At 69.5% G+C, this 21,858-nt stretch carries 24 protein-coding genes; 9 read left to right on the top strand and 15 right to left on the bottom strand.

All coding sequences use genetic code 11. The features are described from left to right. Positions 1–10 precede the first annotated feature (10 nt). The 5 genes from glpX to WBG06_RS17925 are packed head-to-tail and all read right to left on the bottom strand — an operon-like array spanning position 11 to position 3,730. Positions 11–1,030, bottom strand: coding sequence for a class II fructose-bisphosphatase (gene glpX / locus WBG06_RS17945; RefSeq protein ID WP_336738303.1), 1,020 nt, complete (start codon positions 1,028–1,030; stop codon positions 11–13). Positions 1,031–1,073: 43 nt separating this feature from the next. Next, positions 1,074–1,772, bottom strand: coding sequence for an ATP-binding cassette domain-containing protein (locus tag WBG06_RS17940; RefSeq protein ID WP_336738302.1), 699 nt, complete (start codon positions 1,770–1,772; stop codon positions 1,074–1,076). Next, positions 1,769–2,530 (bottom strand): ABC transporter permease, encoded by a 762-nt coding sequence (locus WBG06_RS17935; protein WP_336738301.1) that lies wholly within the window; start codon positions 2,528–2,530, stop codon positions 1,769–1,771. The genes WBG06_RS17940 and WBG06_RS17935 overlap by 4 nt, the downstream gene beginning before the upstream one ends. Positions 2,531–2,588: 58 nt before the next feature. Beyond that, the gene (gene modA / locus WBG06_RS17930) at positions 2,589–3,344 is read right to left on the bottom strand and encodes a molybdate ABC transporter substrate-binding protein (protein WP_336738299.1); all 756 of its coding nucleotides are present in this window, start codon (positions 3,342–3,344) and stop codon (positions 2,589–2,591) included. Next, positions 3,341–3,730 (bottom strand): TOBE domain-containing protein, encoded by a 390-nt coding sequence (locus WBG06_RS17925; protein WP_336738298.1) that lies wholly within the window; start codon positions 3,728–3,730, stop codon positions 3,341–3,343. The genes modA and WBG06_RS17925 overlap by 4 nt, the downstream gene beginning before the upstream one ends. Positions 3,731–3,861: 131 nt before the next feature. On the opposite strand from WBG06_RS17925, the gene WBG06_RS17920 reads away from it, so the two are divergent. Beyond that, positions 3,862–4,482, top strand: a complete 621-nt coding sequence (locus tag WBG06_RS17920) for a DUF4245 family protein (RefSeq protein WP_336738297.1) — start codon at positions 3,862–3,864, stop codon at positions 4,480–4,482. Positions 4,483–4,592: 110 nt separating this feature from the next. Here WBG06_RS17920 and WBG06_RS17915 read toward each other — a convergent pair whose 3' ends face one another. Then, positions 4,593–4,799: an exodeoxyribonuclease VII small subunit gene (locus WBG06_RS17915; RefSeq protein ID WP_336738296.1), complete on the bottom strand. Its 207-nt coding sequence runs from the start codon at positions 4,797–4,799 to the stop codon at positions 4,593–4,595. Beyond that, positions 4,792–6,069, bottom strand: coding sequence for an exodeoxyribonuclease VII large subunit (gene xseA / locus WBG06_RS17910; RefSeq protein ID WP_336738295.1), 1,278 nt, complete (start codon positions 6,067–6,069; stop codon positions 4,792–4,794). The genes WBG06_RS17915 and xseA overlap by 8 nt, the downstream gene beginning before the upstream one ends. Positions 6,070–6,179: 110 nt before the next feature. On the opposite strand from xseA, the gene WBG06_RS17905 reads away from it, so the two are divergent. Then, complete coding sequence (locus tag WBG06_RS17905; RefSeq protein WP_336738294.1) at positions 6,180–7,178, top strand: 4-hydroxy-3-methylbut-2-enyl diphosphate reductase; 999 nt, start codon at positions 6,180–6,182, stop codon at positions 7,176–7,178. Between the two features lie 33 nt (positions 7,179–7,211). Beyond that, positions 7,212–7,841, top strand: a complete 630-nt coding sequence (locus WBG06_RS17900; protein ID WP_336738293.1) for an L-threonylcarbamoyladenylate synthase — start codon at positions 7,212–7,214, stop codon at positions 7,839–7,841. A gap of 18 nt (positions 7,842–7,859) precedes the next feature. Here the strand turns inward: WBG06_RS17900 and WBG06_RS17895 are convergent, their stop codons facing one another. Beyond that, on the bottom strand, positions 7,860–8,303 hold the full coding sequence (locus tag WBG06_RS17895; RefSeq protein WP_336738292.1) for a DUF6542 domain-containing protein: 444 nt from the start codon (positions 8,301–8,303) through the stop codon (positions 7,860–7,862). 4 nt (positions 8,304–8,307) lie between these two features. Continuing rightward, a complete protein-coding gene (locus tag WBG06_RS17890; protein ID WP_336738290.1) occupies positions 8,308–9,399 on the bottom strand; it encodes a DNA recombination protein RmuC in 1,092 nt (363 codons plus the stop codon). A 313-nt stretch (positions 9,400–9,712) separates the two neighbouring features. On the opposite strand from WBG06_RS17890, the gene WBG06_RS17885 reads away from it, so the two are divergent. Next, positions 9,713–10,039 (top strand): TfoX/Sxy family protein, encoded by a 327-nt coding sequence (locus WBG06_RS17885; protein WP_336738289.1) that lies wholly within the window; start codon positions 9,713–9,715, stop codon positions 10,037–10,039. Between the two features lie 25 nt (positions 10,040–10,064). On the opposite strand, the gene WBG06_RS17880 is transcribed toward WBG06_RS17885, so the two are convergent. Further along, on the bottom strand, positions 10,065–10,847 hold the full coding sequence (locus tag WBG06_RS17880; protein WP_336738287.1) for an exodeoxyribonuclease III: 783 nt from the start codon (positions 10,845–10,847) through the stop codon (positions 10,065–10,067). 45 nt (positions 10,848–10,892) lie between these two features. Here WBG06_RS17880 and WBG06_RS17875 point away from each other — a divergent pair, with 45 nt between their 5' ends. The 4 genes from WBG06_RS17875 (at position 10,893) to WBG06_RS17860 (ending at position 14,622) form a co-directional block, all read left to right on the top strand. Next, entirely contained in the window at positions 10,893–11,684 is a 792-nt protein-coding gene (locus tag WBG06_RS17875; RefSeq protein WP_336738286.1) for an ABC transporter ATP-binding protein, read from the top strand. Next, a complete protein-coding gene (locus tag WBG06_RS17870; protein WP_336738285.1) occupies positions 11,681–12,544 on the top strand; it encodes an ABC transporter permease in 864 nt (287 codons plus the stop codon). The genes WBG06_RS17875 and WBG06_RS17870 overlap by 4 nt, the downstream gene beginning before the upstream one ends. 19 nt (positions 12,545–12,563) lie before the next feature. Then, positions 12,564–13,652, top strand: a complete 1,089-nt coding sequence (locus WBG06_RS17865; protein ID WP_336738284.1) for an ABC transporter substrate-binding protein — start codon at positions 12,564–12,566, stop codon at positions 13,650–13,652. Positions 13,653–13,809: 157 nt separating this feature from the next. After that, positions 13,810–14,622, top strand: coding sequence for a M57 family metalloprotease (locus WBG06_RS17860; RefSeq protein ID WP_336738283.1), 813 nt, complete (start codon positions 13,810–13,812; stop codon positions 14,620–14,622). A gap of 61 nt (positions 14,623–14,683) precedes the next feature. On the opposite strand, the gene WBG06_RS17855 is transcribed toward WBG06_RS17860, so the two are convergent. Beyond that, the gene (locus tag WBG06_RS17855) at positions 14,684–16,531 is read right to left on the bottom strand and encodes a glycoside hydrolase family 3 protein (protein ID WP_336738282.1); all 1,848 of its coding nucleotides are present in this window, start codon (positions 16,529–16,531) and stop codon (positions 14,684–14,686) included. A 243-nt stretch (positions 16,532–16,774) separates the two neighbouring features. Between WBG06_RS17855 and WBG06_RS17850 the strand changes: the two genes are divergently transcribed. Next, a complete protein-coding gene (locus tag WBG06_RS17850; RefSeq protein ID WP_336738281.1) occupies positions 16,775–17,830 on the top strand; it encodes a WD40/YVTN/BNR-like repeat-containing protein in 1,056 nt (351 codons plus the stop codon). Positions 17,831–17,863: 33 nt separating this feature from the next. Here the strand turns inward: WBG06_RS17850 and WBG06_RS17845 are convergent, their stop codons facing one another. From WBG06_RS17845 to WBG06_RS17830, 4 genes are read right to left on the bottom strand one after another with little or no spacing between them, the layout of a single operon-like run. Then, entirely contained in the window at positions 17,864–18,271 is a 408-nt protein-coding gene (locus WBG06_RS17845) for a VOC family protein (RefSeq protein ID WP_336738279.1), read from the bottom strand. 40 nt (positions 18,272–18,311) lie between these two features. Further along, positions 18,312–19,931 carry a PH domain-containing protein gene (locus tag WBG06_RS17840; protein WP_336738278.1) on the bottom strand — a complete coding sequence of 540 codons (1,620 nt, stop codon included), beginning with the start codon at positions 19,929–19,931 and terminating at the stop codon, positions 18,312–18,314. Then, positions 19,928–20,446, bottom strand: coding sequence for a PH domain-containing protein (locus tag WBG06_RS17835; RefSeq protein ID WP_336738277.1), 519 nt, complete (start codon positions 20,444–20,446; stop codon positions 19,928–19,930). Before WBG06_RS17835 ends, WBG06_RS17840 begins: the two co-directional genes overlap by 4 nt. An 11-nt stretch (positions 20,447–20,457) precedes the next feature. Beyond that, a complete protein-coding gene (locus tag WBG06_RS17830; protein WP_336738275.1) occupies positions 20,458–21,804 on the bottom strand; it encodes a GH1 family beta-glucosidase in 1,347 nt (448 codons plus the stop codon). Between the last annotated feature and the right edge of the window lie 54 nt (positions 21,805–21,858).

Raw genomic sequence — 21,858 nt, 5'->3', positions numbered from 1 at the left:
CCCGGTGTGCCTAGAACGCGACCGCGCTGTAGGCCTGGAGCTTGGCCAGCTGGTGCTCGGAGGTGACCTTGCGGATGGTGCCCGAGCGGCTGCGCATCACCAGGGAGTCGGTGACCACGGCGCCGTGCGGGAGGTATTGCACACCACGCATCAGGTCGCCGTCGGTGATGCCGGTGGCCACGAAGAAGCAGTCGTCGCCGGTGACCAGGTCGTCGGTGTGGAGCACGAAGTCGGGGTCGAGGTTGTGGCCGGCGTCCAGGGCGCGCTGGCGTTCCTCGTCGTCCTTGGGCCACAGCCGTCCCTGGATGGTGCCGCCGAGCGCCTTCATCGCGCAGGCGGCGACGATGCCCTCGGGGGTGCCGCCGATGCCCATCAGCAGGTCGGCGCCGGAACCGGCGCGCGCGGCCGAGATCGCGCCCGCGACGTCGCCGTCGACGATGAACTTGATCCGGGCACCGGTCTCGCGGATCTCCTCGACCAGCTTGTCGTGGCGCGGCCGGTCGAGCACGATCACGGTGATGTCGGAGGCCTTGGTGTCCTTCGCCTTCGCCACCGCGGCGATGTTCTCCGCGACCGGCAGCCGGATGTCGACCACGTCGGCGGCCTCGGGGCCGGTGACGAGCTTCTCCATGTAGAAGACGGCGCTGGGGTCGTACATCGAACCGCGGGGCGCGACGGCCATCACCGCGACCGCGTTGCTCATCCCCTTCGCGGTGAGGGTGGTTCCGTCGATCGGGTCGACCGCGACGTCGCACTCGGGCCCGGTGCCGTCGCCGACCCGCTCGCCGTTGTAGAGCATCGGGGCGTTGTCCTTCTCGCCCTCGCCGATGACGACGGTGCCGTTCATGGCGACCGTGGAGATCATCGTGCGCATCGCGTTGACCGCGACACCGTCGGCGCCGTTCTTGTCGCCACGGCCCACCCAGCGGGCGGCGGCCATCGCCGCCGCCTCGGTCACCCGCACGAGCTCCAGGGCCAGGTTGCGGTCAGGAGCGGTGGGGGCGACGCCGAGCGGCTGGGTGTCGTTCATAGGGGCCAATCTATCGGCCGGGCGCGGTGGAGCGGCCCCGGTGTCACTTGATCGATCCAGAGACAAGCCTCACAGCGAACGGCGTCTGCGGGTCGTTCAGCACCTGGTCGGTCGGGCCGTCCTCGACGACATGACCGTGCTCGATCACCACCACCCGGTCGGCGAGCGCACGGGCGTCGGCGGCGTCGTGGGTGACGATGATCGCGGTCCGGTCCGCGAGGGCGGTTCGGAGGGTCTGGCGGAGCATGGGACGTACGTCGACGTCGAGGGAGGCCATCGGCTCGTCGAGCAGGAGCAGCTCGGGATCGGCCGCGAGGGCTCGTGCCACCGCCACGCGCTGGGCCTGGCCGCCGGAGATCTGGGACGGCTTGCGACCGGCGAGCGTCTCGGCGCCGATCTCGGTGAGGTGGCGCAGAGCGAGCTCGTTGGCCTCGCGGCGACGTACGCCTCGGGCCCGGGGGGCGAAGGCGACGTTGGCCAGCACCGACAGGTGCGGGAAGAGCAGGGGATCCTGGGCGAGCAGCGCGGCCCCGCGGGCGTGCGGGGGAGTGCCGTCCAGGTCGCGGTCGCCGAGGCGTACCTCTCCTTCGTCGGGACGGAGGAGCCCGGCGATCACACCGAGGACGCTCGACTTGCCGGCGCCGTTGGGACCGGTGAGCGCGACCGTCTCGCCGGCGGCGACGTCGAGGGTGACGTCGATGCCGCGCTGAGGGATGACAGCACGCAGGTGGAGCCGGCTCATAGCGCCCTCCCGTGCCGGGCGAAGCCGATCACCGCGACCGCGACGACCACGAGGACCAGCGACAGCGCGACGGCGGCGTCGGGGTCGTCGACGCGGAGCAGGTAGACCTGCAGCGGCATCGTGCTGGTCACCCCGGGGAGGTTGCCGGCGAAGGTGATCGTGGCGCCGAACTCGCCCAGGCACCGGGCGAAGGCGAGGACCGATCCCGAGAGCAGACCGGGGCCGACCAGCGGGAGGGTGACGCGGCGGAAGACGGTGGTCGGGCGGGCGCCGAGGGTGGCTGCCACCGCCTCGTACCTGGTGCCGCTGGTGCGCAGCGCACCCTCGAGGCTGATCACCAGGAACGGCAGCGCGACGTACGTCTGGGCGATCACGACCGCGAGGGTCGTGAACGGGATCTGGATACCGACCAGGTCCAGCGACTGCCCGAGCAGTCCCCGCCGGCCGAAGGTGTAGAGCAGCGCCAGCCCGCTCACGACCGGCGGCAGCACGAGCGGAAGCAGCACCAGCGAGCGGACCAGCCCCTGGCCGCGGAAGCTCGTGCGGGCGAGGACGGTGGAGAGAGGTACGCCGAGGAGGACGCACAGCCCGGTGCTGGCCGCCGCGGTGCGCAGGCTCAGCCAGAGCGCCTCCAGCGCGGACGGCGATGTGATCAGCGCCGGGAAGCTCGCCAGGTCGACGCGGAGGATGATCGCGACGAGCGGAACGATGATGAACGCCGCCGCCAGGGCAGCCGGGAACCACAGCCAGCGCGGCATACCGACGGACGGACCGGCCCCCCTCTGCCGGTCCGTCCGCCTGGTGCTCCCGAGAAGATCAGGGCTGGCTGAAGCCGGCATCGGTCAGGACTTTCTGTCCGGTCTCGCTCAGCACCAGGTCGACGAACTCCTGGGCGAGATCGGCGTCGTCGGCGCCCTCGAGAGCGCTGATCGGGTAGGTGTTCACGACCTGGTCCGCCTCCTCGAACTCGACGCCCGTCACGGAGTCGCCGGCGGCGATCACGTCGGTGACGTAGACGAGGCCGGCGTCGGCGTCGCCGGACGTGACCTTGGCGAGCACGTCACTGACCGACTGCTCCTCGCTGACCGGCTCGATGTCGACGCCGGTCTTCTGCTCCATCTCGGCCGTGGCGTTGCCGCACGGGACCTCGACCGCGCAGACCACGACCTTGGTGTCGGCCTCGGCGAGATCCTGGAAGCCGGTGATCTCCGCCGGGTTGCCCGGCGGGGTCGCGATCTCCAGCGTGTTGGCGGCGAAGTCCTGGGGGTCGGCGGCCAGGTCGCCGAGCTTGTCCATGTTCTTGGTGTCGGCCGAGGCGAAGACGTCGGCCGGGGCGCCGTCCTCGATCTGGGCGACCAGGTCCGAGGAGCCGCCGAAGCTCGTGGTCACCTTCACGCCGGGGTGGTCCTTCTCGAACTCCTCGGCCAGCTCGGTGAACGTGTCGGTCAGGGAGGCCGCTGCGAAGACCGTCAGCTCCCGGTCCTCCGCCTCCCCGCTCGAGCTCCCGCAGCCGGCGAGAGCGAGCACGGCGGCCGACGCGACGACGGCGCAGATTCCTGGGCTCTTGATCATGGGCGTTCCACCACGACGTTGGTCGACTTGATCGATGCGACCGCGCTGACGCCGGGCTCGAGCCCCAGCTCGGTGGCCGCCTCGGCACTCATCAGCGAGACGATCCGGTAAGGACCACAGACCATCTCGACCTGGGCCATCACCGTGTCCTTGGTGGTCCGGGTGACGATCCCGAGCATCCGGTTGCGGGCGCTGACCGCTTTCGCCCGGTCCGGGTCGGGGGCGTCGGCCAGCTCCGAGGCGAGCTCTGCCAGGGCGACACCCTCGATGACCGCGCGGCCGTTCTCCGTGGATGCCTCGATCCGTCCGGCATCGATCCAGCGACGCACGGTGTCGTCGCTGACGCCGAGCAGGTCGGCGGCTTCGGCGATACGGTAGGTGGCCACGCGAGAAGTATCGCACCTGCGGCGCGATCCTGCATGAAATGTCCTCATCTGCGGAACATCTGAAGGTGGTGGTCGAGCGTGTCGAGACCACGATTCGAGGGGAACATCGGCCGAGTGGGACCATGGATGGCGTGAGTGAGACCGATCAGCAGCCCTCTCAGGCGTCGAGCCCGTCGACGAGCGAGCAGCCGGAGACCCCGGCGCGCAGCTACCCGCGTACCTTCGGCGCCCTGATCGGCTCGATGATCTTCCTGCTCGTCCTCGTCGTTCCGATCGTGCTCATCGTGCAGTGGCGCGGCAACCTCGAGCGCGAGGTCAGCGGCGCCAACAAGATCTACAAGGCCGACTGGGCCGAGGCCGTACGCAGCGCCCAGGCCGCCGACCTCGACGTCCTCTACCCGCGTGAGCTCCCGTCGGGCTGGTATGCCAACACCGACCCGTCCTACCAGGGCGGCGATGAGCCGGCGTGGACCATGTCGTTCGTCAAGGGCGAGACCTCCTACGTCGGCCTGGAGCTCTCCAGCCGCTCCGCCCAGGCGATGGCCCAGAAGAACGTCGACCCCCAGGCCCGGAAGGGCGACGAGGTCGACATCGAGACCGACGTCGCCACCACCTGGACCGAGTGGTCCGACGCCGACGGCGACAACGCCTACTCCACCGAGGTCGGTGACCAGACCCTCATGCTCTGGGGCCCCAAGGACGGCGACGTACGCGACTACCTCGCCCTCCTCACCACCGAACCCCTCGAGTAGCGAGACGTCGCCCGCGTCGGCCGAGGCGTCACGCGCGTCGGCCGAGGGGGCACGGCGATGACAGCTCGGCCGACCGGAGTGACGCCTCGGCCGACCTGGGTGACGTCTCGTCAGTCTTGGATCGCGGCGTCGATCTTCTTACGGGCGCCGTCCAGCCATTCCTGGCACAGGGTGGCCAGCTTCTCGCCGCGCTCCCACAGAGCCAGCGACTCCTCGAGGGTGATGCCGCCGGCCTCGAGCTTGCGGACGACCTCGACGAGCTCCTCTCGGGCCTGTTCGTAGGAGAGGTTCTTGTCGGCGGTGTCGGAATCAGTCATCGGATCCCTCCTTGAGGGGCTCAGTCTTGATGGGCTCAGTCTCGGCGGTCTCGGTCTGCTCGGTCGAGGTGATGGTCGCGGCCAGGCGGCCGTCAGCGAGGCGGATGCTGACGGCGGCGCCCTCGGCGGCGTCGGCGACGCTGGTGAGCACGTGCCCGTCGGCGTCCTGGGCGACGGCGTAGCCTCGTCTCAGCGTCTCCAGGGGCGAGAGCGCGCGAGCACGGGCGCGGTGGTGGCCGATGTCGTCGGCGGCGCGGTCCAGGGCGTGCCCGACGGTGCGGCGGGCACGGTCGCGCAGCGAGGTGACCTCGTCGCGCCGGGCGTCGATCAGTGAGCGTGGGTCGGCCAGGACGGGGCGGGAACGCAGTGCGTCCAGCAGCGTCTGCTCACGGTGGATCAGGGCGGCGATCCCGCCGCGGAGCCGGTCGCGTCCGGTCGCCACGATCCGTTGCTCCTCGACCACGTCCGGCACGACGAGCTTGGCGGCGTCGGTCGGTGTCGAGGCACGTACGTCGGCGGCGAGGTCCAGCAGCGGCGAGTCGGGTTCGTGGCCGATCGCGGAGACGACCGGCGTGCGGGCGGCGTGCACGGCACGGATCAGATGTTCGTCGGAGAAGGGCAGCAGGTCCTCGACGGAGCCGCCGCCGCGAGCGACGACGATGACGTCGACCTCGGGATCCCGGTCGAGCCGCTGCAGCTTCTCGACGACGTCGGCGGCGCTGCGGCTGCCCTGCATCGCGGCGTACGCCACCTCGAACCGCACCTGCGGCCATCGCCGTCGCGCATTCTCGAGCACGTCCCGCTCGGCCGCGGAGTTGGCCGCGGTGACCAGGCCGACCTTGGTCGGGAGGAAGGGGAGCGGCCGCTTGAGCTCGGCGGCGAAGAGCCCCTCGGCGGCCAACAGCTGCCGGCGCTGCTCGAGCCGGGCGAGCAGCTCGCCGAGGCCGACCGGCCGGATGTCGCGAGCCTGCAGGGACAGGGTGCCGCGGTTGGCGTAGTAGGACGGCTTGGCGTGGATGATCACCGACGCGCCCTCGACCAGGGGCGGATTGAGGCTGTCGAGCAGGAACCGGGTGCACGTGACCGGCACCGAGATGTCGGCCACCGAGTCACGCAGCGTCAAGAAGACCGTCTGCATCCCCGGCCGCCGGCTCATCTGGGCCACCTGCCCCTCCACCCAGACGGCACCGAGCCTGTCGATCCAGCCGCCGATCGCGTTCGCGATCTGCCGCACCGGAGCGGGCGACTCGGGGGAGGTGTCCAACGCCATGCCGCCAACCCTAGAGCGGTCCACCGACATCCGAGCCTTGCCCTCGCCTGCGTCCGGAAACGAGGCCCGGCCGAATCGGAGCATCACGCCACGGTCTCTAGACTGGAGCCATGAGCATCGACCTCGGCACCCCACGCCTGATCTCCGACGACGAGAAGGCTGTCCTCCTCGCGGAGCCGCGCGGTTACTGCGCCGGGGTGGACCGGGCCGTGATCACCGTGGAGCAGGCCCTGGACCTCTACGGCGCGCCGGTCTACGTGCGCAAGGAGATCGTGCACAACAAGCACGTCGTCGACGACCTCCGCAACCGCGGCGCGGTCTTCGTCAACGAGCTCGACGAGGTGCCCTCGGGCGCGACCGTGGTGTTCTCCGCCCACGGCGTCTCTCCGGCGGTCCACGCCGATGCCGCTGTGCGTGAGCTGAAGACGATCGACGCGACCTGTCCGCTGGTCACCAAGGTCCACCTTGAGGCCAAGCGGTTCGCCCGCGAGGGCTACAGCATCCTGCTGATCGGCCACGCCGGTCACGAGGAGGTCGAGGGCACCATGGGTGAGGCGCCGGAGGCGACCACGCTCGTCGAGGGCCCCGACGACGTACCGAACATCGAGGTTCCCGACCCCTCCAAGGTCGTCTGGCTCTCCCAGACGACCCTCTCGGTCGACGAGACCATGTCCACCGTCGCCGCGCTCCGCGTGAAGTTCCCGGAGCTTCTCGACCCGCCCAGCGACGACATCTGCTACGCCACCCAGAACCGCCAGCAGGCGGTCAAGGAGATCGGCGCGGCCAGCGACCTCGTCATCGTCGTCGGCTCGGGCAACTCCTCCAACTCGGTCCGGCTGGTCGAGGTCGCCCTCGAGGCCGGCGCCAAGGCCGCCTACCGCGTGGACGACGCCAGCGAGATCGACGAGTCGTGGCTCGAGGGCGTCCGCAGCGTCTCGGTCACCTCCGGCGCCAGTGTGCCCGAGAACCTCGTCGAAGGTGTCGTCGAGTTCCTCAAGGAGCGCGGCTTCCCGGACGCCACCGCCCACAAGAGCGCCGAGGAGTCGCTGATCTTCGCGCTCCCCACCGAGCTGCGAAAAGACCTCAAGGCTGCCGCCGCGAGGGGTTGAACGGCCCCCGGCCCAGGGCGTTAGGGTCGAGGGGTGGCCCGATTCCTCGACGTACACCCTGACAACCCGCAGTCCCGTCTGATCAGCCAGGTCGTCGATGCCCTGCGTGACGACCAGCTGATCGCCTACCCGACCGACTCCGGCTACGCGCTCGGCTCACGGCTCGGCAACAAGGACGGTCGCGACCGGATCCTGCGGATCCGAGGCCTCGACGACCGCCACCACTTCACGCTGCTCTGCAAGGACTTCGCCCAGCTCGGCACGATGGTCCATGTCGACAACAGCGCCTTCCGGGCGATCAAGCACGCGACGCCGGGTCCCTACACCTTCATCCTTCCGGCGACCCCCGACGTGCCGCGGCGGCTGATGCACCCGAAGAAGAAGACCGTCGGCGTACGCATCCCCGAGCACACCGTCGTCCAGGCGATCCTGGAGGAGCTCGGCGAGCCGTTGCTGTCCTCGACGCTGATCCTGCCCGGCGAGACCGAGCCGGAGGTCTTCGGCTGGAACGTCAAGGAGGCGCTCGACCACCAGGTCGACATCGTGATCGAGGCCGGTGAGACCCCGGCCGAGCCGACCACGGTCATCGACTGGTCCGACGGTCAGCCCGAGATCATCCGTCAGGGCGCCGGTGACGTCTCCGGGTTCCTGGCTCTGGACTGAGGGCCAAGCCAGGGCCGTTCAGGAGGCCATGGCGCGTTCGCGCTCGACCTCGTCGCGGGTCTCGCTGCGCTGCCGCAGGACCCGGCGGCGCATCACCAGACATCCCAGGCAGAGCCCGTAGCCGATGAAGAGACTGACCGCGTGATGCCCGAGGCCGCTGACCACCGCCTGGACGAACCCGTCCTCGGCGTCGGCGATCGATCCGGGCTGGGTCGCGGCCAGCAGCGTGAAGATGCCGAGCATGATCAGTGGTGGGAGCACGCCGACGACGAAGAAGTCGCTGGGTCTGACGATGAGCGCGAGGGTCACCGCGATCGCCACGAAGGTGACGTCGAAGAGCAGGCCGATCTGGTCGTCGATGAGCAGATCGACGAAGGTCACCGTCAGCGAGGTGGCGGATCCGAGCGCGACAACATGGCGGCCGGACTCTCGTCCTTCCTCCCAGATGGTGCGCTGACTCATGGGGTCACGATCTCTCGTATGCAGCCTGTGTATCAGAACCCACGGTAGGGCCCGGCACACCGTCATTTTCGGCGGCGCGCCGATCGTCTTCCCTTGCGCTGCTCAGGCGTTCCACAGCGCGGATCTCGACGGGACGAGGCGTCTCGAGATCGTCGTCGGTTACCGATAGTTCATTGAAACGACGGGCGGCCACCAGGACCCGGTTGTCGAAGGATCCGATCGCCTGGTTGTAGCGGGTGACCGCGGTGTTGAGCGAGCGCCCGATCCCGTCCAGATGGCTCGACATCGTGGTGAGTCGTTGGTGCAGGTCACGGCCGAGCCGGTGGATCTCCCGAGCCTGCTCCGCGAGCGCCTCGTGGGACCAGCCGTGCGCGACCGTGCGCAGCAGGGCGATCAGCGTCGTCGGCGAGGCCAGCACGACGCGGCGCTCCCCGGCGTACTCGATCAGACCGGGCTCGGTCTCCAGCGCCGCCGACAGGAACGACTCCGCCGGCACGAAGAGCACGACGAACTCGGGCGACTCCTCCAGGAAGCGCCAGTAGGACTTCGACGCCAGCTGGTCCACATGCGTACGCAGCTGGGCCGTGTGTCGGCGCAGGTGAGCACGGTAGTCGTCCTCGTTGTCCGCGGCTGCGGCGTCGAGGTAGGCATCGAGGGGAACCTTGGAGTCGACGACCAGCTCCTTGTTGCCGGACAGGTGCACGACCAGGTCGGGGCGCAGCCGTCCGTCCTCCAGGTGGACCTGCTCGGAGAAGTCGCACTTGTCGACCAGGCCGGCCAGCTCGACGGCGCGCCGCAGGTGCATCTCACCCCAACGGCCTCGGACCTGGGGTTTGCGCAGCGCCGTCGACAGCGACCGGGTCTCGGTCTGCAGCCGGTTGACCTCGGTCTCGAACTGTCCCTGCCAGCGCGCCCGCTCGCGGTCGAGATGCTGCATCTGGTCGCTGAGCCGGTCGAGCCCCTGCATCACCTCGGCCTGGTCCACCATCCCCGCCGCGACCGTGTCCACGCTCCGCGCCCGCACCCAGAGCCCCCCGAGCACAGCGCCCAGAGCAAGACCGATCATCAGCCCGAGCACGAGGATCCAGATCTCCATGCCTCAGATCCTCCCAGCAACCACCGACAGTTTTGTTGGCGATTGCTTCGCAATTCGCGCAGCGCTTCCGCTTGATCCTCGTCTTCCCTCCCGCCGCTCAGTCGCTTCGCTCCCTCGCTCTGGTCAGTCCAGACGAGGAGCGCTCCAGCGCTGGGTTGTTGCGATCGCTCCGAAGCTCGCGCAGCGCTTGCGCTTGACCCTCGTCTTCCTCCGCTCCGTTCGTCGCTTCGCTCCTCACTGCGCTGCGTCCAGACGAGGGGCGCTTCAGCGCTGATCGTGGAGGGAAGGAGCTTGTTCGTGGTTGCATGGAGACATGGCTTACGACGTTGAGCTTGCGGAACGTGTCCGGAACCTGATGCCTGCCGAGACCACCGAGGTGAAGATGTTCGGTGGGCTGGCGTTCATGGTGAACGGCAACATGGCGTGCGCGGTCGGCGCCGACGACCTGCTCGTACGCACCGGCAAGTCGGCCTACGAGGCCGCGATCGCGGCCGGGGCGGAGCCGATGGTCATGGGCGCCCGGACGATGTCCGGCTACGTCAACGTCGCCGCCGACCTGGTCCGCGGCGACGCGCTCACCGACTGGGTCCGGCGCGGCGTGGCGACGGCCGAGTCGCTGCCGCCGAAGCCACCGAAGTAGCCGAAGCGACCGGTCTCAGTCGGCCTCAGTCGGCGAGGTCGACGATCACCGGAGCGTGGTCGGAGGGGGAGCCGGTGCCGATCGCGGGATTGCGCTCGTCGAGGTCGACGAAGGCACCGGTGACCCGTGAGGCGAAGGTCGGCGAGCCGAGGACGAAGTCGATGCGCAGACCGCGGTTGCGCTCGAAGCGCTGCCGGTAGTAGTCGAAGTAGGTGTAGGCGTCCGGGCCGGGCACGAAGGGGCGTACGACGTCCTTGAAATCCTTCTCGATGGCGAAGAAGGCGTCCCGTTCGGCCGGGGTGAGGTGGGTCTTGCCGACGAACTGCTTGGGGTCGAAGCAGTCCTCGTCGTAGGGGCAGACGTTCCAGTCGCCGACCATGGCCGAGGGCCCGTCGTGCCAGGCCATGGCGGCCTTCTGCAGGGCGGCGAGCCACTCCAGCTTGTAGGCGTAGTGAGGGTCGTCGGGCTTGCGGCCGTTGGGGACGTAGACGGAGGTGACCCGCACCCCGCCGCACGTCGCGGTGAGCGCCCGCGCCTCGGCGACGTCCTTGAACGACGGCATCCCCTCGAACCCGACCTCGAGGTCGGAGAGCCCGACGCGGGAGACCAGCGCGACGCCGTTCCACTGGTCATACCCCACCGAGGCGACCTCGTAGCCGCGGGCCTCCAGCCCCATGGTCGGGATCTGGTCGGGCCTGGCCTTGGTCTCCTGCAGGGCGAGCACGTCGATGGAGTGTCGTTCGACGAAGGCCTCGACGCGGTCGATGCGGGAGCGGATGGAGTTGATGTTCCAGGTGGCGATACGCACGCCCGTCAGACTACCGACGGGCGGGAGTCGACTAACGTTTGAGGCGTGGGCAGCGCGACGATCGAGATGCACGGGGTGCGTCGTCTCTATGAGCAGGCCGACCTCGTCGACCTGATCGCCCTCGATGACGTCGACCTGACCATCGAGCCGGGCACGTTCGTGAGCATCATCGGGCCCTCGGGGTGCGGGAAGTCCACGCTGCTGCGGCTGATCAGCGGCCAGGAGCCGGCCGACGCAGGGAAGATCACCGTCTGCGGCCTGACTCCGAGGGAGGCCGCCGAGGCGAAGGCCTTCGGGTTCGTGCCCCAGTCTCCTGCGCTGCTGCCCTGGCTGAGCGTGCTCGGCAACGTGACGCTGCCCCACAAGGTCAACCGGCGGAGCGACCGCGGCCGCCCGGACCTGGAGGCGATGCTGCGCGAGGTCGGCCTGGGGGAGTCGCTCCACAAGCTGCCGGCCGAGCTGTCGGGTGGCATGAAGCAGAGGACCGCGATCGTACGCGCCTTCGGGCTGCGCCCCGACGTACTCCTTCTCGACGAGCCCTTCGGTGCGCTCGACGAGTTCACCCGAGAGGCGCTCCAGGAGCAGCTCCTGGAGCTGTGGGAGCAGACCCGCGCGACGGTGGTGTTCGTGACGCACTCGATCTCCGAGGCGGTCAGGTTGTCCGACAAGGTCGTCGTGATGGCGCCGCGGCCGGGCCGGATCACCGACGTCATCGGCATCGATCTGCCCCGCCCTCGGCACCAGGAGATCATCACCTCGCCGGAGTTCCACGCCTACGAGCTCGCCCTCCGCGACAGTCTGCGGGACGCCTTCAGCCACGGCGAGGTGCTCTCGTGAGCCTTCGACCCAACACCCGAGCCGGTACGCAGCCGGCCCCGCTGCCGCGCCCGCACCTCGCCGTGCCCACTCCCGAGCAGCTCGCCGCGCGGCGCCTGCGCCGTCGCACACGCCTGCTCCGGCCGGCGTACTGGCTTCCGTTCGTCCTTCTCGTCGTCGTGCTCGCCGTCGCGTGGGGCATCGGCGCGCGAGCGATGCCCTACCTCTTCGCGCCGCTCGGAGACATCGCGGGCGTGCTCGGCGAGGACCCGGCCTACTTCCTGCACAACACCCTGGTCACGCTCGGCGAGGCCCTGGTGGGGCTCGGGATCGGGTTCGTGGCCGCGTTCGCGCTCGCCGTGGTGGTGAGCGAGATCGGGGTGGTGCGGCGCGCCGTGATGCCGATCGCCGTGGTCCTCTCGGTGACGCCGCTGGTCGCCATCGCGCCGCTGCTCGTGGTCGCGCTCGGGTTCGGGATGGCGCCGAAGGTCGTCCTGACCGCGCTGGTCTGCTTCTTCCCGATCCTGATCAACGTGGCGACCGGGCTGCGCGCGGTGCCGGGTCCGGTGCTGCAGGTCTACCGCACGGTGGCCGCGAGCCGACTGGAGGTGCTGCGCTATCTGCGGATCCCGGCATCGCTGCCCTACGTCTTCGCGTCGCTGCGGATCGTCTTCCCGCTCTCGATGATCGGGGCCGTCGTGGCCGAGCTCTCCGCGGCGGGGTCTGCCGACGGTCTCGGCAGCGTGATCCAGGTGGCCAGCTCACAGAACCGACTGGCTACCGTGTGGGCAGCGATCTTCGTCCTCGCGGCGTTGGGGTCGCTGCTGTTCTGGCTCGTGACGCTCGCCGAGAGGCGAGTGCTCCACTGGCACCAGCCCTGACCCTCCAAAGGAGCTCTTGATGTCTCGCGTACGTCCGATCGCCGCTGCCCTCACCTCGGTGGGGGTCCTGCTGGGCGTGCTGACCTCCTGCGGTTCCGCGCAGGAGGAGGCAGGAGAGCAGGGGAGCGCCGTCTCCGCGGAGCGCTGCGAGCAGAACCAGAAGGCCGGGAAGATCACCTACATGTCGGGCTACTACTGGCAGGCGTCGGCCTCGATCATGGAGGCCATCGCCGCCGACCGGCTCGGCTACTTCAACGACCTCTGTCTCGACGTCGAGCTCCAGCCGGGCTCGGGTGACGTCTCCCAGAACGCCAAGCTGATCGCCGCCGGGAAGGTGCAGGTCGGGCCGCTCTCCGAGCAGGACATCATGACCTCCAACGCGAGCGGCCTGAAGGTGCTCGGCGTCTCTTCCTACTCCAACGCCGGCCTCGACGTGCTGATGACCGGCACCTCGATCACGGATCTCGGGCAGCTCGAGGGGAAGACGCTCGGCCACAAGGGCTGGGTGCCGGTCGGGGTGCAGGCGATGCTCGCCGAGGCCGGTGTGGACATGTCGAAGGTGAAGCAGGTCAAGGTCGGCTACGACCCCGGCGTGCTGACGCGCGGTCAGGTCGACGCGCTGGTCGGCTTCGTCTCCAACGAGCCCAACCAGCTGAAGGAGGCCGGGGAGGACGTCACGGTCTGGGAGCCGACCGACTTCGACGTCCCCGGGTCGCTGGGCGCCTACTCGGTCAACCCGGCCTGGGCGAAGAAGCACCCGACAGCCGTCGAGGACTTCCTGCGCGCCGTCTTCAAGGCCTACACCTACTGTGCGGCCTCCGATCACGTGGAGGAGTGCATCGGCTACCAGCACGACCTGGCCGGCGCCGAGTCCGACGAGAAGCACGAGACGGACATCTGGCGCACCGAGGTCCAGGTCGTCCAGGACAACCCGCTGCCGGTCCGGTTCGGATCCGTCGATCCCGACAATGTCGCCGCTCTGGCCGGGGTCGTGACGACGTACGCCGGGGAGAAGGTCACGCCGGAGGACGCCGCGTCCTGGTTCGACTCGTCCTATGCCGAAGCCGTCGTCGACGACGCGAACAAGGTGATCTGGCCCGCTCGATAGCGGCAGTGGCCCCTCTCCTGGCTTTGCGGTATCCAGGCTGGATTTGCATCTATTTGCACTTCACTAAGTTGCCGTAGAAGACCCCTGGGGGTATGTGTCACGCTCCGTCCACGGTTACCGGTCGTTCACCGGCTGCCGTTCATCCAGGAGGAGAGCTATGCGAGTTCGTATGCCCATGATGGTTGCCGCTGCTGCAGGGGCCGCGGCGCTGACTGCGTCGATGGTTCCCGCGTTCGCCGAAGAGGTGCCGAGCTACAAGGAGTTCGAGGCGTCGACCTATGTGGACGTCGACGGTCAGTACGTCGTCAACGGAGACGAGGTCGTGTCCACCAAGGGCGACCTGCGGAAGTTCTACGAGTCGATGGTCTCGGGGCCGAAGCACGTCCCGGAGGACGGCCTCATCATCAACACCGTCAACGGTGTCGATGACAAGTGGTCGGCCGCACAGGCGCGGAACCTGACCTACTGCGTCTCGGACAAGTTCGGCACCGACAAGGCAGCGATCGTCACCGCGATGGACCAGGGAGCCGCGCCGTGGGAAGCGGCGAGCTCGGCGGTCGAGTTCACCTACGTGCCCGCACAGGACGCGTCGTGCAACACTCGGAACAACAACGTGGTCTTCTCGGTCGAGCCGGTCAGGACCTCGAAGTACATCGCCCGAGCGTTCTTCCCGTCGAGCTCCAAGAGCGCGCGCAACGTGCTGGTCGACGACTCGATCTTCTCGTCGGGCAACTGGGAGCCCGGTGACGTCATCGCTCACGAGCTCGGCCACGTCCTCGGCTTCCGTCATGAGCACACCCGTCCGGAGGCGATGCCCATGGGTGACTGTCTCGAGAGCCCGAGCTGGCGCGAGGTGACGGCGTACGACTCCGCTTCGATCATGCACTACCCGCAGTGCAACGGCAGCTCGGACGACCTCGAGTTCCAGCCGTCCGACGCCGAAGGTGTCCGGGCCGTCTACGGCTCCTGACCCGTCTCGTACGACAGTGGCCCTCCCGCGATCCGCGGGAGGGCCACCGTTCGTTCACGGATCAGTAGCTCAGACCGTGGCCGAGCGGGTAGAGGTCGGGGATCTCGACCGGCAGCTTGCCGCTCGGGTCGACCTCGCCGTAGAGCACTCGCACCAGCGACTCGAGCTGGTGGGAGGTGTAGCCGTAGGTGTTGAGCACGGTGGCGGCCTCCGGGAAGGAGGTGACGTCGTAGGGGTTGCGCATGGCGGTGACGACCACCGGGGTGTCGGTGGCCAGCAACGCCTTGACCAGCTTGGTCTGGGCGACCGCGGCGGCAGTCGGCTGACCGGTCGCCGGGGTGATCTGCCAGGCGTTGTTGGTCGGCACCACCACCAGGTCCTTGCCCTCCGCGGCCGCGACGGCGGCGTTGATCTGCGCATCGGTCGGGGTCGTGCCCGACTGCAGGACCTGGGTCGTCGCACCGCGCTTCTGGAACCCGGCCGCGATGCCTGCGGTCGTGTCCACGCCCCAGCCGGCAACCAGGACGTCCTTCGGGCCGGCGGTCAACGGCAGCAGGTCGTCGTCGTTCTTCACCAAGGTGGTGGTCCGGTCGGAGATCGCCTGGGCGTCGGCCTTGTGCACCGGGTCGCCGAAGACCGCCGGAGCGGCAGCCGCGTCGACGTAGGGACTCTCGAAGATCTCGTTGTCGAACTTGTGCTTCAGGATCCGATAGACCGACTCGTCGAGCCGCTTGCGGGTGATGGTGCCGTTCTTGACGGCGTCGAGCACCGCGGCGTAGGCCGTGTCCATCTTCGGCGGGATGAGCAGCTGGTCGGCGCCGGCGAGGAAGGCTTCGACCGGTGCGACGTCGGCCGGGTAGGTCGCGCTCGCCCCCTGCATGTCGAGGGCGTCGGTCACGATCAGGCCGTCGAAGCCCATCTCCTCGCGGAGCAGACCGGTCAGGATCGGCTCGGACATGGTGGCGGGCTCACCGGTCGGGTCGATCGCGGGGACGGTCACGTGGGCCGTCATGATCGCGTCGATCCCGGCGTCGATCGCGGCCTTGAACGGCGGCAGGTCGATCTCCTCGAGCTGCTCGCGGGTGTGGGTCACCTCGGGCAGGCCGTAGTGGCTGTCGGTGCCCGTGTCTCCGTGGCCCGGGAAGTGCTTGGCGATCGAGGAGAGGCCACCGTCGTCGAAGCCGTCGACCTCGGCGGCGACCAGGTCGGAGACGGCTGCGGGGTCGGCTCCTGCCGAGCGGATCCCGATCACGGGGTTGTTGGGGTTGAGGTTGACGTCGGCGACCGGCGCGTAGTCCTGGGTGATCCCGACCGCGGCCAGCTCGCTGCCGATGACCTCGGCCGAACGGGCCGCGTCATCGGTGGAGCCACCGGCGCCGAGCGCCATCTGACCGGGCATCTGGGTCGCGCCGCTGGCAGGACCGAAGCGGGCCACGAGAGCACCGCCCTCCTGGTCGACTGCGATGTTCAGCGGGATCCTGTTGCGCTCCTTCAGCGCGGCCTGCTGGAGGCCGTTGGAGAGGGTCGCCACCTGCGCGGCGTCACCGATGTTGTCGGGGCCGCGGGTGGTGAAGTAGATGACCCCGCCGGGCTTGTACTTCGCGATCGCCTGCGCTGGGGTGTCCACTCCGTAGAGCTTCTGGTTGCCAGCCTTCGCCGTGGCGCTGACGTCGTTGGCGTCGCGCCCGTAGACCTCGATCACGAAGAGCTGGCCGACCTTCTCCTGCAGCGACATGTGCTGCATCAGGGAGACGATCTTGCCGTGCTGCGTCGGCGTCTTGCCGGCGGGCGTGGTGGGCAAGTCCGGCTCGGCGGCATGGCTTGCTGCGTAGGGCATGGCCACCGCCACCGCCGCCGCGATCCCCGCGGCCGCCAGCCTTCCTCGCCTGGTCCGTGTCGATCTACTCATGACAACCATCCCATCTGTGCCGCCGCGATGCGGCACGGCGATTCACTCTAGGGGCTACCAACCGGTCGCGGAAGAAATTTGCCGAGTCTGTGGAAATGGCGATCCGAAATTGCAAACGATGCGGACGAAACCCGACATTCGCCTGCCACGGCTACAGATTCGCCCGCGGGGCGTGCGGTTTCGACGGACGAATTTTGTCAGTTCGGTGGACAGAAGGCGCCGGGTGGGGACAGGGTGAACGGCGTGCGCATCGTTGTCGGAGCCGCAGCGGCGGCCACTCTCGCCCTCACCACCCTCGTCCTCGCGCCGCAGTCCGCGGGGGCTGCACAGTCAGGGGGTGCGTACCGATGGACGTCGGTGAACGTCGGGACGACCCAGGGCTTCCGGGCGCTGGACGCCGTCGACGGCGAGACCGCGTGGGTCGGCGGGGACGGCGGCGGCGTGTTCCGAACGACCGACGGCGGACGGACCTGGGACGAGGTGTCGCCGCCGGGATCCGACGGGCTGCTCTTCCGCGACGTCGAGGCGCGTTCCGCCAGCGAGGCGGTGGTGCTCTCGATCGGCGAGGGCGAGGCGAGCCGGATCTACAAGACCGTCGACGGCGGTGCGACGTGGACCGAGACGTTCCGCTCCGCGGAGCCGAAGGCTTTCTACAACTGCGTCGACTTCTGGCCGGGCGGCGAGCGCGGGATCGCGATGAGCGACCCGGTCGACGGCGAGTGGCGCATCCTCACCACCTCGGACGGCGGCGACACCTGGACGATCGCGGACACCCGTGGGCTCGAGGCGCCGGGCGAGGTCGGCTACTCGGCCAGCGGCACCTGCCTGGTCACCTCCGGCGGACGAGATGCCTGGCTCGCCGGCGGTGGCTCCGCCGCGAAGGTCCACGCCACCCACGACGGCGGCCGCACCTGGACCTCGGCCGACTCCAGGCTCGCGACCGGCGAGGCCGCCGGGGTCTTCGGCCTCGGTTTCCGCAACCCTCGCCAGGGGATCGCGGTCGGCGGTGACTTCGGCCTCGAGAACGACGGCGTGGACCGCGCCGCCTACTCCACCGACGGTGGCCGGACCTGGACCAACTCAGCCTCTGACCTGGGCGGATTCCGTGAAGCGGTCGCCTGGGTCGGCGGCAGCACGGCGATCGCCGTCGGCCCCAACGGCAGCGACATCAGCCACGACAACGGCCGCTCGTGGACGCCGTTCGGCGCCACCCAGACCCGCTTCCACACCGTCGACTGCGCCGACGGCACCTGCTGGGCCGCGGGTGCGGGTGGACGGGTCGGAGTGCTCACCCGCTGAGGTCGGGGCGGCCGAGGCCAGTTCGGGCTGAGGTCAGATCTTCAGCCCGATCGTCATCGGGCCGCTCGACGTCATCTCGTGCTCGCCGCGCTCGATGCAGAACTCGTTGCCCTCGGGGTCACGGAGCGCGACGAAGCCGCTGCCGTCCTCCTTGCGGTGGTCGCCGAAGACGGTGGCGCCGAGCGAGAGGGCTCGCTCGACCAGCTCGTCGCGCGTGGTGTCCTCCGGCTTGATGTCGATGTGGACTCGGTTCTTCGCCGACTTGGCCTCCGGCACCGGGACGAAGAGGAACATCAGCTCCTTCGACGGGAAGCTCCGGGCGACGATCACCTCGGGGTCCTCGTCGTAGAAGAGGTGCCAGCCGGTCACGGCAGACCAGAACTCGGCGAGCTTGCGAGGGTCGGCACTGTCGAAGGTGAGATGGCGGATCTGGATGGTCATGGCCGGATCATCCACCGAAACCCTGCCGAGGTGGAACGGGTTATTCGACGAAGTCCGAGAGGGTACGCGGCGTGGCCGCCGCCGCGAGCGCGACGGCCGTCTCGAGCGGCACGTCAGGGATGTCGACATGCTCCTTCCCGGCCGCTGTCATGGCGGTGACCTGGGCAAGCCCGAGGCGACGGTCGAAGAAGCTCTGCTTGACCCGCCAGCCGATGATCCCGTCGGTCTGCAGCGCGGTGCGCACGGTCGTGAACGAGCCCGAGCGGACCACCAGATAACGCTCGGTGAGCGCATGGCCGAGGTGGCGATGGGCGAGCTCGGCGCCGAGCAGCTCGAGGGCGAGCGCGACCAGCAGCACCGCGACCGGCAGCCACCAGAGCCAGGTGTCGCCGAAGATGCCGATCAGCACCGTCGGCACCAGTGCGAGCAGCGTCCAGACCACCGCCCCGAGCGCCCCTTGGAACCAGTAGCGCCGTCGTGGCCGCGGCCCGTGGCCGTCGAGGTCGGTCGAGAACGCGTCCTCGCCGAGGATGTCCTTGCCGACGGTCGACACCACGGACTCCGGCGCGGTCGGCAGGACCGCGGGGGAGTTGTCGTCGAGGCCGGTCGTGAGCAGGTTGAGGTCGGCGCCGCCGGCCAGGCCGATCAGCGGGCCGACGGTGGAGGTGGCGCCGCGTACCTTCGCCTCTTCCACCGTCGTCGCACGGGTGCTGGTCAGACCGAAGCTGCGCCGCAGCGTGGTGCCTTCCCGGCCCTGCTCGCGTACGACCTGGAGGTCCCACCAGCGCACCACGTAGCCGACGCACGAACCGGCCGCCCAGACCAGCACCGCCACGACCACCCCGATCGGGATGATGACCACCAGCATGTCGAGCAGCGAGGCGATCGGTCGGCCGTTGATCTCGCCGTTGTCGACGCGGATCCCGAGCGTCTGCTCCCACGGGAGGAAGTCGGAGAAGGCGCCGAAGAACGCGGCCAGACCACCGAGCGCGATGGCGAGGTTCTTGAGGTTGAGCGGGGCGTACTTGATCCACGACCAGTCCAGCTTGGCGATCACCTCGCCGCTCCCTGGGTCGCCGACAGCCACGGGGTGCCCGGGGGCCGGGCCGGTGAGGACCTCGCCGTCCTCGGGAACAGAGGTCGCCGCGGCCTCCCCTGCGGGGGCCGAAGGCGTGGCGTGCAGCAGCTCGCGCCGCAGCCGGGCGGCGGCGTCCTTGGTCAGCGAGTCGAGGGTGATCTGGCCCTCGTCGACGCCGGTGCCGACGTTGACCTTGGTGACGCCGAGGGCGCGGTGGACCAGGGTCGAGTTGAGGTCGACGCTGCGTACGCGGTCCAGGCGGGCGGTCAGGGTGGTGCGGTTGAGCAGGCCCTTGCGCACCTCCAGGTGGGTCGGGGTCACCCGATAGCTGGTGGTCAGCCAGGGGATCAGACCGATGACCGCGGCGACCGCGGCGATGCCGACCGCCACCAGCAGACCGATCAGCGGGTTGGCCTGTCCGGCGCCGAACGCGCCGACCACGACCGGGATGATCGCCTGCCGCAGCGTCGAGATCGGGCTGACCACGGCCGTCCAGCCGGCCAGGCGCTGCCAGTCGTCGTCCGGGGTGCTCGGGGCATCCGGTGTCGGGGTGTCCGGTGCCGGGACGTCCGGGGTGCTCACGTGGCGTCCTCGGGAGTGGCCGCGGTGATGGCCACCAGCTTCGCGACGACCTCGAGCGCGAGCGCGTCATCGAGGCAGTCGATCTGCACGATGCCGGCAGCGGAAGCGGTGGAGACCTTGACCGTGCGCAGCCCGAAGTGCCGCATCAGCGGTCCCTGGGTCGAGTCGACGGTCTGGACCCGGGAGAGCGGCACGATCTCGTCGACCACGGTGAGCCAGCCGTGGCGTACGTGGACGGCGATCTCGGTCACCTCCCACCGGTGGATCCGGAACCGGACCGACGGCACGAAGGTCAGCCCCGGCACAGACGCCAGGACCAGCAGGGCTGCGGCCAGCCAGATCAGCCACGTCCACCAACCGCTGGGGGTGAGCACGGCCGCGATCGCAGCCCCGATCGCGAACGCCAGCCAGAACACGGCGCCGATGGCGGAGGTCGTCCGCCAGTAGGCAGGTGCCCGCTCGGAGACCTGGTGGGCAGGCTCGCGGAGACGTCGTGGTGTGTCGGTGGCGCTCACGGGAGGCGAGCCTATGGGGTGGGTGGTCCTGACCGTCGGGATTTGTGCGCGGCGATTACGGATGCGTACCAGTCGAAGGAGTCGCGTGGCGTGCGAACGAGAGTGTCGTAGTCGACGTGCACGAGCCCGAACCGCTGGGTGTATCCCTCGGCCCACTCGAAGTTGTCCATCAGCGACCAGCAGTAGTAGCCGGCCACGTCGATGCCGTCGGCGACGGCACGCTCGACCTGACGCAGATGGAGGTCCAGGTAGGCGATGCGATCGGCGTCGCCGTCCCCCGGAGCGGTGTTGTAGGAGGCGCCGTTCTCGGTGATCACGAACGGCGGATGCTGCGGATAGCGCTGGTGCAGCGCGGTGAGCAGGTCATGGAGCCCGTCGGGGACGACCGGCCAGCCGAAGTCGGTGGTCGGGTAGCCGGTGATCGGCGGCTGCTCGATCGGGTTGGCGGCGCCGTCGGGGGCCGCGGCCGCCGCGGTCGGGTTGTAGTAGTTGAGCCCGTAGAAGTCGAGCGGCGAGCCGATCACCTCCAGATCGCCGTCCTGGACCGGGAACAGCGCGGCGAGGTCTTCCGGATAGTGGCCGAGCAGCACAGGATCGGCGAACGAGTGGTTCCACAGCGTGTCCAGCAGTCCTGCGGTGGCTCTGTCGGCCTCCGAGTCGGTCGCCGGCCATACCGGCATGTGGTTCGTCGCGGTGCCGATGCTGTTCGCGCCCGCGGCGCGCAGCGCCTGGACCGCCAGCCCGTGCCCGAGCAGCAGATGGTGACCGGCCGGCAGCGCGTCGAAGACCAGCGCCTGGCCAGGGGCATGGATGCCGAGCGCGTGGCCGAGGACGGTCACCACGTTCGGCTCGTTCACCGGGCACCAGTGGGCGACTCGGTCGGCGAGCCGATCGCCCACCGCAGCCGCGTACTCTCCGAAGCGCTGCGCCGTCTTCCGGCTCAGCCAGCCGCCGTGGGCGTCCTGCAGCACCTGCGGAGTGTCCCAGTGAAACAGCGTCGCCATGGGCGCGATGCCGCGTTCGAGCAGCCCGTCGACGAGGCGGTCGTAGAAGTCGAGGCCCTTCTGGTTGATCTCGCCGGAGCCGGTCGGCAGGACGCGGGACCAGGAGATCGAGAAGCGGTACGCATCCAGCCCGAGCCGCGCCATCAGCCCCAGGTCCTCGTCGAGCCGGTGGTAGTGGTCGCAGGCCACCTCGCCGCTGCTGTCGTCGACGATCCGGCCGGGTTCGGAGCAGAACGTGTCCCACACCGAGGGACCCCGGCCGTCCTCGTCGGCCGCTCCCTCGATCTGGTAGGCGGCGGTGCTGGCGCCGAACTGGAAGCCGGTCGGGAGGCTGGTGCCGGGAAGCTCGCTCACGCTGCAGAGTTTGCCGCGCGGACCCTGGTCCCGTCCGCGTTTCGGCCGTGGTCG

It is taken from the genome of Nocardioides sp. CCNWLW239 (assembly GCF_037137035.1).
In the GTDB taxonomy this organism is placed as follows: Bacteria; Actinomycetota; Actinomycetes; order Propionibacteriales; family Nocardioidaceae; genus Nocardioides.
This window is presented reverse-complemented; position numbering and strand designations above follow the sequence as displayed.